At 63.6% G+C, this 13817-nt stretch carries 12 protein-coding genes and 1 tRNA gene; 7 read left to right on the top strand and 6 right to left on the bottom strand.

The genetic code is table 11. The features are described 5' to 3' along the window. Window positions 1–144: 144 nt before the first annotated feature. Complete coding sequence (locus E2H86_RS19690; protein WP_133330848.1) at window positions 145–1080, bottom strand: LysR family transcriptional regulator; 936 nt, start codon at window positions 1078–1080, stop codon at window positions 145–147. 117 nt (window positions 1081–1197) lie between these two features. On the opposite strand from E2H86_RS19690, the gene E2H86_RS19695 reads away from it, so the two are divergent. The 3 genes from E2H86_RS19695 to E2H86_RS19705 all read left to right on the top strand — a co-directional run bounded on the left by E2H86_RS19695 (window position 1198) and on the right by E2H86_RS19705 (window position 5413). After that, a complete protein-coding gene (locus E2H86_RS19695; protein WP_133330850.1) occupies window positions 1198–1947 on the top strand; it encodes a 3-oxoacyl-ACP reductase family protein in 750 nt (249 codons plus the stop codon). A gap of 47 nt (window positions 1948–1994) precedes the next feature. Then, window positions 1995–3185 carry an MFS transporter gene (locus E2H86_RS19700; protein WP_133330852.1) on the top strand — a complete coding sequence of 397 codons (1191 nt, stop codon included), beginning with the start codon at window positions 1995–1997 and terminating at the stop codon, window positions 3183–3185. Window positions 3186–3277: 92 nt separating this feature from the next. After that, window positions 3278–5413, top strand: a complete 2136-nt coding sequence (locus E2H86_RS19705) for a TonB-dependent siderophore receptor (RefSeq protein WP_133330854.1) — start codon at window positions 3278–3280, stop codon at window positions 5411–5413. A gap of 215 nt (window positions 5414–5628) precedes the next feature. Here E2H86_RS19705 and E2H86_RS19710 read toward each other — a convergent pair. Then, window positions 5629–5718, bottom strand: a tRNA-Ser gene (locus E2H86_RS19710). A gap of 290 nt (window positions 5719–6008) precedes the next feature. Between E2H86_RS19710 and E2H86_RS19715 the strand changes: the two genes are divergently transcribed. The 3 genes from E2H86_RS19715 to E2H86_RS19725 all read left to right on the top strand — a co-directional run bounded on the left by E2H86_RS19715 (window position 6009) and on the right by E2H86_RS19725 (window position 8574). Then, complete coding sequence (locus E2H86_RS19715; RefSeq protein ID WP_133330857.1) at window positions 6009–6698, top strand: crotonase/enoyl-CoA hydratase family protein; 690 nt, start codon at window positions 6009–6011, stop codon at window positions 6696–6698. A gap of 118 nt (window positions 6699–6816) precedes the next feature. Beyond that, a complete protein-coding gene (locus E2H86_RS19720) occupies window positions 6817–7539 on the top strand; it encodes a lysophospholipid acyltransferase family protein (RefSeq protein WP_133330859.1) in 723 nt (240 codons plus the stop codon). A 63-nt stretch (window positions 7540–7602) separates the two neighbouring features. Next, on the top strand, window positions 7603–8574 hold the full coding sequence (locus E2H86_RS19725) for a magnesium and cobalt transport protein CorA (RefSeq protein ID WP_133330861.1): 972 nt from the start codon (window positions 7603–7605) through the stop codon (window positions 8572–8574). A gap of 51 nt (window positions 8575–8625) precedes the next feature. Here E2H86_RS19725 and E2H86_RS19730 read toward each other — a convergent pair whose 3' ends face one another. After that, a complete protein-coding gene (locus E2H86_RS19730) occupies window positions 8626–9363 on the bottom strand; it encodes an amidotransferase (RefSeq protein WP_133330863.1) in 738 nt (245 codons plus the stop codon). Between the two features lie 527 nt (window positions 9364–9890). On the opposite strand from E2H86_RS19730, the gene E2H86_RS19735 reads away from it, so the two are divergent. Beyond that, window positions 9891–10691, top strand: a complete 801-nt coding sequence (locus tag E2H86_RS19735) for a c-type cytochrome (RefSeq protein ID WP_133330865.1) — start codon at window positions 9891–9893, stop codon at window positions 10689–10691. A 54-nt stretch (window positions 10692–10745) separates the two neighbouring features. On the opposite strand, the gene E2H86_RS19740 is transcribed toward E2H86_RS19735, so the two are convergent. From E2H86_RS19740 to E2H86_RS19750, 3 genes are all read right to left on the bottom strand, one after another. Beyond that, window positions 10746–11078, bottom strand: coding sequence for a ribonuclease E inhibitor RraB (locus tag E2H86_RS19740; protein ID WP_133330867.1), 333 nt, complete (start codon window positions 11076–11078; stop codon window positions 10746–10748). 180 nt (window positions 11079–11258) lie between these two features. Continuing rightward, the gene (locus tag E2H86_RS19745; protein WP_133330869.1) at window positions 11259–11495 is read right to left on the bottom strand and encodes a hypothetical protein; all 237 of its coding nucleotides are present in this window, start codon (window positions 11493–11495) and stop codon (window positions 11259–11261) included. A 117-nt stretch (window positions 11496–11612) separates the two neighbouring features. Beyond that, window positions 11613–13670, bottom strand: coding sequence for an LTA synthase family protein (locus tag E2H86_RS19750; RefSeq protein ID WP_133330871.1), 2058 nt, complete (start codon window positions 13668–13670; stop codon window positions 11613–11615). Window positions 13671–13817 lie beyond the last annotated feature (147 nt).

Here is a 13817-nt window from a genome sequence, read left to right on the forward strand (position 1 = left end):
CTTGATTCGAGCGTAGAACCTGTGGGAGCGGGCTTGTCCCGCGAACACCGGCGAAGCCGGTGCCATTCACCGCGTCGCCCCATTCGCGGGACAAGCCCGCACACAGTGGCCACAGTTCTCAGCGCAGAGGGGCTGAGTGATCGTCTACTCGGTCAACGCATCGAAGCGCCTGGCCCACTCCCGTTCGGCAAACTGCTCCACGACAAAATCGATGAACGCCCGGGTCTTGCCCGGCAATAACTTGTGCTCGGCGTAATACAGGCTGATGTGCCCGTCGTTCACGTACCAGTCCGGCAACACACGCTGCAAGCTGCCGGCCTCCAGATAGGGCACGGCGAATGGCAAGCTGACCAGGGCGATCCCCAATCCCTGCTGCGCCACCACGCACGCGGCATCCGAATCGCTCATGGTCATCGCCTGACGCAACCGCAAGGGTTGTTCCTCCTGCCCACGGCTGGTCAATGGCCAGGAACGAACCCGCCCGGTCTGCGGAGAGCGGATCAGGATCCCGTCATGGCGCTGCAGCGCCTGGGGATCGTCGATAGGTGCGTGACGCTCCAGATAAGCGGGAGCGGCGACCAGCACCCGATGCGCTGGCGCCAGCTTGCGCGCCACCACGCCCAGCGGTAGCTCGAAACCGCCGCCAATGGCGGCGTCGAAACCCTGGCCGATCAGATCCACCTGACGGTTATCGAAGTGCCAGTCCGGGACGATCGCCGGATACCGCCGCAGGAACTCGCCCAACAACGGCAGCACGTACAGCCGCCCGAACACCGTGCCCATGCTCACCCGCAGCAGTCCGGCCGGTTGCCCTTCGGCGCTGGCCAGATTGGTCACGGCGTACTGGATGGTGCGAACGCTGTCGCTGACTTCACCCAGAAAACGCTGTCCCGCTTCAGTCAAAGTGAGCTTGCGGGTACTACGCTGGAACAGCCGCACCCCAAGACGCGCTTCCAGCTGCGCGACATGCTTGCCCACTGCCGCCGGGGTGATGCGCAGGCGCCGGGCCGCCTCGGCAAAACTGCCCACCTCGGCGCTTCGGATGAAGCACTCGAGGGCGTTGAAAGACTCCATGGCCATGATTACCAACCAAAGGTTTACTCTGTTAATCGCAATTGCCATCTTATCAGCAGGTAATCGACGGCCGATACTGCGCTCATCCAAGGCATCCGGCCTTGCTTCCAGCAGGAGATCAGCATGTCCACACCACTCAACCTCGAAGGCAAAGTCGCCTTCGTCCAAGGCGGCTCGCGCGGTATCGGTGCGGCCATCGTCCGGCGCCTGGCCCGCGAAGGGGCCCAGGTCGCCTTTACCTACGTCAGCTCGGCAGGCCCGGCCGATGCCTTGGCCGAAGAAATCAAGGCCGCTGGCGGACAGGCCCTGGCCCTGCGCGCCGACAGTGCGGACGCCGCCGCGATTCAACTGGCGGTAGACGACGCGGTGAAGGCCTTCGGGCGCCTCGATATCCTGGTCAACAACGCGGGTGTGCTGGCCGTAGCCCCGGTCACCGAGTTCGACCTGGCCGATTTCGACCGCATCCTGGCGGTCAACGTGCGTAGCGTGTTCGTGGCCAGTCAGGCCGCCGCACGCTACATGGGCCAAGGGGGACGCATCATCAACATCGGCAGCACCAATGCCGAACGCATGCCCTTCGCCGGTGGCGCGCCCTATGCCATGAGCAAATCGGCACTGGTCGGCCTGACCCGCGGCATGGCCCGTGACCTGGGCCCGCAGGGCATCACCGTGAACAACGTGCAACCGGGACCGGTGGACACCGATATGAACCCGGCCAGCGGCGAGTTCGCCGAAAGCCTGTTACCGCTGATGGCGATCGGGCGCTATGGCCAGGTGGACGAGATCGCCAGTTTCGTCGCTTATCTCGCTGGCCCAGAGGCCGGCTACATCACCGGCGCCAGCCTGACTGCCGATGGCGGCTTCGCAGCCTGATAAACTGGGGCCTCACGCCCCAGTTTTTTTCTGATTTCGAGAGATCCATGAGTTCCCCTACCCTCAGCCGCGCGCTGATCCTGCTGATGGCCGTGGCCACCGGTCTGGCCGTGGCCAGCAATTACTACGCCCAACCCCTGCTGCACAGCATCGCCGAGCAATTCGGCCTGAGTACCGCCAGTGCCGGCAGCATCGTCATCGCCGCGCAATTGAGCTACGGCGCCGGCCTGTTGTTGCTGGCGCCCTTGGGCGATCTGTTCGAGCAGCGCCGGCTGATCGTGATCATGACCACCCTCTCCGCCCTGGGCCTGGTGATCAGCGCCTGCGCGCCAAGCCTGCCCTGGCTGATCCTTGGTACCGCGCTGACCGGGCTGTTCTCGGTGGTGGCGCAGATCATGGTGCCGCTGGCAGCCACCTTGAGCGCGCCACACCAACGCGGCCGCGCCGTGGGTACGCTGATGAGTGGCCTGCTGCTGGGCATCCTGCTGGCGCGCACCGCCGCCGGCTTCATGGCCGAGCTCGGCGGCTGGCGCAGCATCTACGTGCTGGCCGCGGTACTCATGGGCGTCAGCGCGATTGCCCTGTACCGCAGCCTGCCACGACATCACAACCCTGCCGGCCTGACCTACCCGGCGCTGATCGGCTCGGTGTTCCGCCTGTTCGTCGAAGAGCCGCTGCTGCGCCTGCGCTCACTGCTCGGCCTGTTGGCCTTCAGCCTGTTCGGACTGTTCTGGACCCCGCTGGCGTTTCTCCTGGCCCGTGAGCCCTACCACTACTCCGACGCCGCGATCGGGCTGTTCGGCCTGGCGGGCGCGGCGGGGGCGCTCTCGGCCAACTGGGCCGGGCGCCTGGCCGACCGCGGCAAGGGCTCGCTGGGCACCACCGTTGGCCTGGTGGCATTGGTGCTGTCGTGGGTGCCGCTGGGCTTCGCCGAGCACTCGCTGGTCGCCCTGCTGGTCGGCGTGTTGCTGCTGGACCTGGCGGTACAGCTGGTGCACGTGAGCAACCAGAACGCGGTCATCGCCCTGCGCCCACAGGCACGCACGCGCATGAACGCCGGCTACATCACCTGCTATTTCATCGGCGGCGCATTGGGCTCGCTACTGGGGACGCAGCTGTTCCAGCACCTGGGCTGGTCAGGCATCGTCATGGCCGGCCTGACGATAGGCGCGCTGGCGTTGCTGGTGTGGTGCCTGGCCGAAAGCAGACGCAAACGGGCCAAACAGGCTGTCGCCTGACGGTTGACCTGCCTGGGGTGGAGAAGCCTTCGCAGGGGGCGCCTGATAAGATCGACGTTTTTGTCTGCGCCCCTGCCTAGGAGCTTCACCCCATGCCCCTGCTTCGCCCTCACCTGCCCCTGAGCCTGCTCAGTCTGGGCCTGGCCCTGCACAGCCCCCATGGTCTGGCCGACGACAGCGTGCAGCTCGCGCCCATCGAGGTCGAAGGCAATGCCATCGATGATGGCTACCGGGTGCAACAGGCCTCGGTGGGCGGCTTCCAGCCCGCGCCATTGCTCGATACCCCGGCCTCGATCAACGTGTTTGGCGAACAGTTGCTCAAGGACCGCCAGGTCCGCCTGCTCAGCGAAGTCCTGCAAAGCGATGCCTCGGTCGGCGAGAGCTACGCGCCTATCGGCTACTACGAGAACTTCAACGTCCGCGGCTTCGAGCTCAATGCGGCCAGCAGTTACCGGATCAACGGCCAGGCCATCGCCGGCGAGCAGAACGTGGCCCTGGAGAACAAGCAACAGGTCGAACTGCTCAAGGGGCTGTCGGGCTTGCAGAGCGGTGTGTCGGCGCCTGGCGGACTGATCGACTACGTGACCAAGCGCGCCGCCGACGTGCGCAGCGTGACGGTGTCGAGCAACGAACAAGGCGAGCGCTACCTGGCCACCGACCTCGGCGGCTGGTTCGGCAGTGAGCGGCAGTTCGGTCTGCGGGTCAACCTGGCCCATGAGGACATCCGTTCCTATGTCGACCATGCCGACGGTAAGCGCGACTTCGCTGCGCTGGCCTTCGACTGGCAGGTCAGCGCCGACGCCACCTTGCAGCTCGATGCCGAATACCAGCACCGCGAGCAGCTCTCGGTACCTGGCTACCAGTTGCTCGGTGGCAGCGAGGTGCCCCACGGCGTCGACCCGGAGGATCGCCTGGCCTACCAGCGCTGGGCCAAGCCTGTGCAGAGCGATTCACTGAACCTTGGCGGGCGCTTCCAATACCGCTTCGACGATGCCTGGAGCGGTACCCTGAGCGCCTCGCGCAGCCAGGTGGTGATCGACGACTACAGCGCGTTCGCCTGGGGGAGCGACAGCGGCTGGCAGTCGCATTTCAGCCCGGACGGCGACTATGACATCTACGATTTCCGCAGCCCTGACGACACCCGCCGCACCGATGAGGTCCAGGCCACCCTCGATGGCCGCTTCGATGCCCTGGGCGTCGGTCACGAACTGACCCTCGGTACCAGCGCCCAGCGCCGCACCCTGGACCAGCGGCCTTACTACAACGAGTTGCTCGGCAACGGCAACATCGACACCGGTGCACCCAGCCTGGAACCCTCCAGCAACCCCATCGGCAGCAGCGAGCGGCGCCTGGACAGCCGCCAGTACGGGCTGTTCGCCAGCGATCGCGTGACCTTCAACGAGCAGTGGCAGGCACTGATCGGCGCCCGCGAAGTCCGCCTGGACGAATGCACCTGGGACGAGGACGGCAATGCCGGTCGCCATACCCGCCAGTACCAGTTGTTGCCCAATGCCGCGCTGATCTTCAAGCCATTGCCCGACACCACCCTCTATGCCAGCTATGCCAAAGGCCTGTCGGCCGGTGGTACCGCGCCATGGTACGCCTCCAACGCCAGCGAAATCCTCGCTCCGACGCTGTCGCACCAGCTGGAGCTGGGCGTCAAGCAAGACTGGCAAGGCATGAGCTTCAGCGCCGCGCTGTTCCAGATACGCCAGGCCTACCAGTACGCCAAGCCGCAAGGCAGTGAGTTCGTCTACGTGCAGCAAGGCCAACAGAAGAATATCGGCCTGGAGCTGGGCGCCAGTGGTTGGGTGACCTCGAAGTTGCAGGTACAGGCCAGCGCGGCGGCGATTCGGGCGCGGGTGAAAAACAGTGGCACCGCGCAATACGAAGGGCACCAGGCGATCAACGTACCGCGCCTGCGGGCAGCGCTTCAGGCCGACTACAGCCTGCCGGTGCCAGGCCTGGCCCTGCTCGCTGGCGCACGCTACAGCGCCAGCAAGTATGCGAGCCAGGCAGGGAACGTCGAGGTGGGTGGGTATACCGTGTTCGATCTCGGCAGCCGCTATCGCACGCGGATTGCGGGGTATGACACGACGCTGCGGCTGACCGTGGATAACCTGTTCGACAAGCGCTACTGGCGTGATGTGGGGGATTACCTGGGGGATAACTACCTGTTCCAGGGAGCGCCACGAACAGCGCGGGTGTCGGCTTCGGTGGCATTCTGAGGCGGGTGGTGGTGTAGGGCGTTGGTTTGGGGGGGGCGGCGCGGGGTGTGCACTTGAGGGGTGTTGTGCCGCACAAATCGAGCGCCGCGCGGGCGGCGCTCGATAGATGCAACACCAAATTCCTCCAGCGCACACCCCAAATCCCCAACCTCACCCCTACCGCGCCGAAATGCAAAAAGCCCCCGCACTTTTCAGTACGGGGGCTTTTCGGAATGTGGCGGTGAAGAAGGGATTTGAACCCTTGATACGATTTCTCGTATACACACTTTCCAGGCGTGCTCCTTCGACCACTCGGACACTTCACCGTTTTCTCTTCAAGCTGTTCAGCCTGTCGAGGCGCGCTAATTTAGTGGAACGTCTTTCACTTGGCAAGTATTTTTTTCAGAAATTTCATGCGTTTAAGCCAACGCCGCGAAAACACGGGGCTATCAGGGCAATGCTGCCAAACAAGCCTGCGCTTTTACCTGCAGCCACCGCCCTGCCCCGACAGACCAAGGCATACAGCCCGAACGCTGACTGGTCAGTCAACCTTGCCGCTTTACCTGACCCGCGACGCTGGGTAACGTCTGGCTCACGCCACCCAAAGGACTCTGTCATGAGCGAGCTGATTACTTACCACGCCGAAGATGGCATCGCCACCCTGACCCTGGACAACGGCAAGGTCAATGCCATCTCGCCAGAGCTGATCATCGCCTTCAATGCCGCACTCGATCGCGCCGTGCAGGAACGTGCGGTGGTGATCATCACCGGCCAGCCCGGCATTCTCTCCGGCGGCTACGACCTCAAGGTGATGACCAGTGGCCCCAAGGAAGCGGTCGGGCTGGTCACCGCCGGCTCCACCCTGGCCCGTCGGCTGCTGTCGCATCCGTTTCCGGTAGTCGTCGCCTGTCCCGGCAATGCGGTGGCCAAGGGCGCCTTCCTGCTGTTGTCGGCCGACTATCGCATCGGCGTCGAGGGGCCCTACAAGATCTGCCTGAACGAAGTACAGATCGGCATGACCATGCACTACGCCGGCATCGCCCTGGCCCGTGATCGCCTGGGTCGCGCGGCCTTCCAACGTGCGGTGAACAACGCCGAGGTCTTCGATCCCCAGGGCGCGGTACAGGCCGGCTTCCTCGATCGCGTGGTGCCCGCCGAGCAATTGCAGGAAACCGCCCTGGCTGCGGCACGGGAGCTGAAAAAGCTGAACATGCTGGCGCACAAGAACACCAAGCTCAAAGTGCGCAAGGCCCTGCTCGACGAGCTGGACGACGCGATCATTCGGGATCAGGAATACATGGGCTGAGGCCCTGTAGGAGCGGGTTTACCCGCGAAGAGGACAGCACGGTACGCCTGACGCAAGGTTTGCCCCGGACAGTGCACAGTCGTACACTGCGGCGCGACAGTCTGGTGTGAGTCGTATCATGCTCTATTCGCTTCGCATGCTCCTGCTGGCGGTGCACTTTCTGCTGGTGGGCGTCGCTGGCCTGCTGATCGGCCTGTGCCGCCCGTTCAACCCCGACAACAGTCGCCTCTTCGCCCGCCTCTACAGCCTGCCGGCAACCTGGTTCATGCGTCTGCGGGTCAAAGCCGAGGTCGGTCCGCTGCGGGACCAGCCGCCAGGCTGCGTGATTGTCGCCAACCACCAATCCAACTTCGACCTGTTCGTGCTCGGCCACGTCGTGCCCCGGCGCACCGTCGCCATCGGCAAAAAGAGCTTGGGTTGGATTCCGCTGTTCGGCCAGTTGTTCTGGCTCGGCGGCAACGTGCTGGTGGACCGCAGCAATGCCTACCAGGCGCGCAAGGCACTGCAACTGACCACCCGCATCCTGCGTAACGACACTTCGATCTGGATCTTCCCAGAGGGCACGCGCAACAGCGGCGAGCACCTGCTGGCGTTCAAGAAGGGCGCGTTCCACATGGCCGTGGAAGCCGGTGTACCCATCGTGCCGGTGTGCGTCAGCCGCTATGCCCGACGCCTGAACCTGAACAGCTGGCGCCGGCGCACGGTGATCGTGCGCTCGTTGCCGCCGATCAGCACGGCAGGGATGACCCAGCAGGACGTGCCCGCGCTGATCGAACAGTGTCGTACCCAGATGCAGCAGAGCATCGATCGCATGGAAGGCGAGCTGGCCAGCCACCGCTGAGTTGCTCTGCGGCCGCGAACGGACCAAGCTGTAGGGCGTGTTCAACCGAAGAAGCGGGCCACCATGGGTCGAGTCGTCGCAGCGGCGGTGTACAGCGCCGGCAGGAAAGTCACCAATATCAGCATCGACCAAGGCCGTGAGTGGGCGAGCAAGCCCGGGCACTTCGTCTGGATCGGCCTGGAAGAACCCAATGCCGAGGAACTGGCCAACCTGCAATGTCAGTTCAATCTCCACGAGCTGGCCATTGAGGACGCATTGGAGAAACACAGCCGACCGAAGCTGGAAACCTTCGGCGACGCGCTGTTCATCGTCACCTATTCACCGGTGCGTCACGAGGGCCGGCTGGAATTCATCGAAACCCACATCTTCGCCGGCAACGGCTACATCATCACCTGCCGCAACGGCCACTCCAAATCCTACGCCCTGGTGCGCCAACGCTGCGAAGCACGGCCACTGTTGCTCGAACACGGCGAGGACTTCGTGCTCTATGCCCTGCTCGACTTCGTCACCGAGAACTACCAGCCGGTCAGCGAGGCGATCCATGGCGAGATCGAGGAACTGGAGCGAAGCGTGCTCAGCAATTCGCTCCAAGAGGAAGACATCCAGCGTCTGCACAGCCTGCGGCGGGACATCCTGCGCTTGCGCCGCTATGTGGCGCCGATGGTCGAGGTGAGCGAAGAACTGCAACGCCTGAGCTTCCCGTTCATCGACAAGAACATGCGCCCGTACTTTCGCGATGTGCAGATCCATGTCACTCGGCAGATGGAAGACCTGGCGAGCATCCGTGACATCGCCAGCCAGACCATCGAGATCGGCATGCTGCTGGAGGCGTCGCGGCAAAGCATCGTGCAGCGCAAGTTCGCCGCCTGGGCGGCGATCCTGGCCTTCCCCACGGCGATTGCCGGTATCTACGGGATGAACTTCCAGAACATGCCAGAGCTTGGCTGGCACTACGGCTATTTCACCGTGCTGGGGGTCATCGGCCTGGGGTGCGCGGGGTTGTACGCGAGCTTCAAACGGTCGGGATGGCTTTGAGGGCCCTATCGCCGGCAAGCCGGCGCTTACAGGCGATAGGGCCTGGCCAGGTCAAGCGGCGCTGTCGCTGGCCTTGCTGACCGGCTGCTGGATGAAGCGCATCATCCACTCGCCCACCAGATCGCCCTGGTGCTCGGTGGCCAGGCTGGCGATGGCCTTGTGGTAGACCTCGTCGCCCAGGTATTCCTGGCGCGCATCGAGCAGTGCCCGGGAATAGTCGTGGACGAACTCCGGGTGGCCCTGGAAGCACAATACCTGGTCACGGATGTGGTAGGCGGCGTTGGGGCAGAAATCGCTGGAGGCAATCACCGTGGCGCCTTCCGGCAACTGGGTGACCTGGTCCTGATGGCTGATGAGCAGGGTCAGCTCGGACACTTCCGGGTCCATCCACGGCGCATGGGCGGCCAGTGAATAACGGTGGATGCCCACGCCCCAGCCTTGCTCGGCGCGCTCGGCCTTGCCACCGAGGGTGAGCGCCAGCAACTGATGACCGAAACACACGCCCAGCAGCTTCTCGCCCCGCTCGTAAAGCTTGAGCAGATAGGCCTTGAGCGTCTGGATCCATGGATCGCTGCCGAACGAATCGGCCTTGCTGCCCGTCACAAGGTACGCATCGAAGGATTCGTCGTCCGGGGGATAGTCCCCGTTCATCACGTTGTACACGAAGAACTGCGCTGCGATCGGCTGACGCGAGAAGAGCTGCTCGAACATCCTTCCGTAACCCTGGTACTGCGCGGTCAACTCCGGTCGCAGGACATCGGTTTCAAGGATGCAGATGCGTAACGACATAGGGATAGTCCTGGACGACATGGTTGGAAAACTGTTGTAGAGACTGACGCGAAAGCCACGTACAAGCAAGTAGGCCGCGCTGACGAACGGTCACATTTCGTCGGTCGGAGGCGAGCGAGGTCGCAAGTGTCTAGCCGGAGCATGACAGCGGTATGGCAGTTGGCCTCATAGCTGTCAGGCATTTTAAGCCTGGTCTTTTAGTACAAAGCGTTCTTAAACGGGGATGATGCACACCCTACTGTTGGTTGTATATCCACGCATCAGAGGCAAGCGGTGCAGGCGTTCACGTTTCGCCACCGCGATCGACCCGAAGCACGCCAAGGAAGCCCAGGGTATTCAGGAATAACAACAAGAAGGCGGTCCGCCATGTTCAGACAACCGAAAGTTCGCCAAGCCGGGCTCATTGTGTTCGCCACCACGCTGCTGTTGATCTTGCCGAACCTCACACGACTGTTCGGATGATCCCGGCTGTGGCCTTGCTCGCAGCGCGCAGGTAACCTGCCGACCTCTATGGTTGGAGACCTGCCATGCGCCACTGCTTAGCCCTCCTGGCCCTGCTGCTGTGCCTACCGCTGCACGCTGCGCAATTGCACCTGGTGCTCGGCGACTCGTCGCGTACCTGGAGCAGCGCCGAGCTGCTCGAGCATGCCCAGGCCGAGAACATCCAGATCGACCAGGACGTGTCGTACAAGCGGCCGATGCACTACCGCGCAGTACCGCTGGCGGCGCTGCTCGAGGGGGTGAAGCCTGGAGACCACCTGCAGGCGGTGGCATTGGATGGTTTTGCCGCAGAAATGCCGGCCGAGCCGTTGCTGCGCAGCGGCCCTGCCCGCGCCTGGCTGGCCGTGGAAGACCCGGCCCAGCCCTGGCCGGCGCTAGGTAACGGCAAACCCAGCGCCGGGCCGTTCTACCTGGTGTGGACCGACCCGCAGGCAGGCGGTATCCGCCCCGAGCAATGGCCCTTCCAGATCGCCACGATTCGTCGTCTGGCGCCCGTTGCACAGCGATTCCCTGCGTTGCGCCCCGATCCTGCCCTGCCGGCCGACGACCCCATACGCCAAGGCTTTGCCCTGTTCCAACAGAACTGCCTGGCATGCCACCGGCTCAATGGCGCTGGCGATGCGCAGTTCGGGCCGGACCTGAACATCCCGCACAACCCGACCGAGTATTTCCAGCCGGGGTATCTGCGCCAGTACATTCGGGATCCGCAAAGCCTGCGAGCCTGGCCGCAGGCACGGATGCCGGGTTTTGCCGAAACGGTGTTGAGTGAGCAAGAGCTGGATGCCTTGTTGGCCTATCTGGGGCACATGGCCAGTCGGAGACCCTGACGTTTTTGCTGGCCTCTTCGCGGGCTTGCCCGCGAAGAGGCCGGCGCAAGAGGTTCAGGCAACCGGCCGCTCGTGCTTGACGCCCCACCCTTCGACTTCGCCGCCATAAGGCGAAACGACCTGTTCGAAGGTCTCCTCGAAATCTCCGATTCCACCATACGTGGCGTACATGACCTTGCTCAGTTCCAGGTGCCAGGCGCCGTCATCGAGCTCGCGCACTTGGGCATTGAGCGACTCTCCGCGAAATTGCCTGGCCGCTCGCCGCGCCCCTGCTTCATCGGGGAATACCGCATAGAACTCGATGGGATGGATGCGGGTGAAGTCGAAACCGCCAGCTTTCATCTGGCGCAGGACATTGCTGCTGATATCGTCGTTTTGGCTGCTCATGAAACGTCCTCCTAACTTGCGATGGATAGACTTTCCGTGCACTGCGCACTCACCGGCGAGGCCGGCGGGTGGAGTTGATAGAGCTGATGCAAGACGCGAATCGAACCGGTACGGGCCGCAAGATAGCCCAGCACCTTCCATCAGCGTAGTGGTTGCCAGGGCGCTACGCCAATAGGTGACTCAGGGCGCTTCCTGAATACGGCTGATGGTCACGCCGCTGTGTTCCTTGAGCCAGCGTGCCGTGGGTGACGAGGTGCGATCCTGGAAGTCGTTGAGGTCCAGCTCATCCATGACCGGGAACAAGTGCGAGCGAATCGCCCGGGCGGCGTCTTCTTCGCTGGGGCGTTCGTCGGCCCGCAGCAGCAGCGACGTCGGTTCGCCTTTCTGGTCGGCAAAGATGACTTCCCACGCTTTCATTGAACGAGCCCTCTCAGTCAAGGAACAACAGTGTGTGATGCCTGTATACCTTGACCTTGGAGGGATAGCGTTCGTTCAGTCGTGACGCGGGGGGCCGCCGGGCGGCCCCCGTAGGCCTTACTTCGGCTTGCCGTGCACCACACCGGCGGTGTTGTCCAGCAAGCTCTTGGTGGCGGTCTGGATGTAGGCTTCGAGCTTTTTCAGCATTTCCGGTTGGTCCGGACTCTCGATCAGCTCGGCCTTGAACTCGCGACCCAACTGATAGCGGTACAGACGCGGACTCATGTCCTTGGACTCGATGAGGATGCGATCGCCCTGCACCAGGCCGACGATCTGCTCGCTGCCCGATGGCTTGATCATGCCCACGCCCGGGTCGCCCTCTGGCAGGTTGAGCAGGTCACGGCCCCAGCATTGGTGACGGGTCTGGCCACCGAGGCGGCCCATGATGGTCGGCACGATGTCGACCTGGGTACCCACGGTGTGGTCGACAGCGCCGAACTTCTCCTGGATACCCGGAGCGATCAGCAGCAACGGCACGTTGAAGCGGCCCAGGTCGAGCTCGGTGACCTGATCCTGGTTGCCAAAGCCGTGGTCGCCGACGATGACGAACAGGGTGTCCTTGAAGTACGGTTCTTTGCGCGCCTTCTCGAAGAACTGGCCCAGCGCCCAGTCGGAATAGCGCATGGCGGTCAGGTGCTCGTCCAGGCGGCCTTGGCCGGTGACCTTTTCGACCGGCAGGTCCTTGGGCAGCGCATACGGCGTGTGGTTGGACAGGGTCTGCAGCAGCGCGTAGATCGGCTTCTTGTCGTCGTGCTTGGCCAGTTCCTCGGCACCGCGGTCGAACATGTCCTGGTCGGACACACCCCAGGTCGGGTCGGAGAACACCGGGTCGACGAAATCGTTGCGGCCGATGAAGGTGGTCATGCCCTGGTTGCCGAAGAAGCCGGACTGGTTGTCCCACGCGAAGTCGCCGTTGTAGACATAGACGTCGTCGTAGTCGCGGGCGCCGAGCAGGGCCGGCAGGCCGGACAGCTTGTGGCCGCCTTCGGGGGTCTGCATCAGGTATTCGAAACCTGGCAGGTTGGGGAAGCAGGCCATGGTGGCGAACATGCCCTGGTGGGTATGGGTGCCGTTGGAGAAGAAGTGGTCGAACAGCAGACCCTCCTTGGCCAGCTTGTCGAAGTTCGGGGTGATGTTGTTCGGGCTGCCCAGGGCGCCCACCGAGTGGCCGGCGAAGCTCTCCATGAGAATCACCACCACGTTCTTGACCGGCAGGGTGCGGTCGGCTGGCGGCAGGAAGTCACGGCGCACCGGGGCTTCGTCGGCATCGACCAGGGTGTCGTGCGGCGTCAGCAGCAGATCGCGCACGCTCTGCTGGGCCACGCCCTGGTCGAGCACGGGCTTCCAGATGTTGGCGCGGTCTTCGCCGAAGCGGCTCTTGGCGGCGTCGATCAGGGTCAACGTGCCGTTCAGACCCAGCTGGTTGACGAAGTTCGAATCGGTGGTGAATGCATCCCCCCAGCGCATCGGCGGGCCCTGGCGCAGGGTACCGCGGGCAGCCACCACGGCCATCAGCAGGATCACCATGAACACCGCCAGGCGGTTGTACCAGGGCGTCGGCGCGATCGGGCGGTCGTTGCGGGTCAGGCGATCGATGCCCTTGAACAGCAGGCTCAGCAGCCAGGTGCCGACCAACCAGGCCAGCAGGTAGCGTACCACCGGGAAGCCGTACCAGAGCATGCTCAGCACGGTCTTGGGATCTTCCTGGATGTACTGGAACACCAGGCCATTCAGGCGCTGGTGGAATTCGCGGTAGAAATCCATCTCCATCAGGCCGAGGAACATCACCACGCTGGCGGACAGGGTCAGCCAGAAGCGGAAGACGCCGCGCCGGGCCATGGCCCAGGGGCTCAGGCACGCCAGCAGCAACGGGATGCTCAGGTACACCACCACCCGCAGGTCGAAACGCAGGCCGTTGAGAAAGCCTTCGGCGACGGTGGAATAGGGCGTGGTGCCGATCATGTCGCTGTTGTAGACCAGCAGCGCCAGGCGCACGAGGCTGAGCATGAGCATGATCACCAGGCCGCTCAACAGCGTGTAGGCCAGGTGGGACTTCAGGGTAGGCGCGTAGGCGGCTCGCGCGCCCTGGCGCTTCAGGGCATCCGTGTTAGCCATGAATGGAGGGATCCTAGGATTGCGGTTTGCGAAGAGGTGCGGGTCAAGACCAACGCAGTATTGTGCGGCGGGGATTCTGTTTAAACCAATGTGAAAATTTTGTCACTGGGCTGTTTCGGACTTTGTCTGGACCGGCGCTTTCGTCCG

This window comes from Pseudomonas putida (assembly GCF_004357765.1).
Lineage (GTDB): Bacteria > Pseudomonadota > Gammaproteobacteria > Pseudomonadales > Pseudomonadaceae > Aquipseudomonas > Aquipseudomonas putida_U.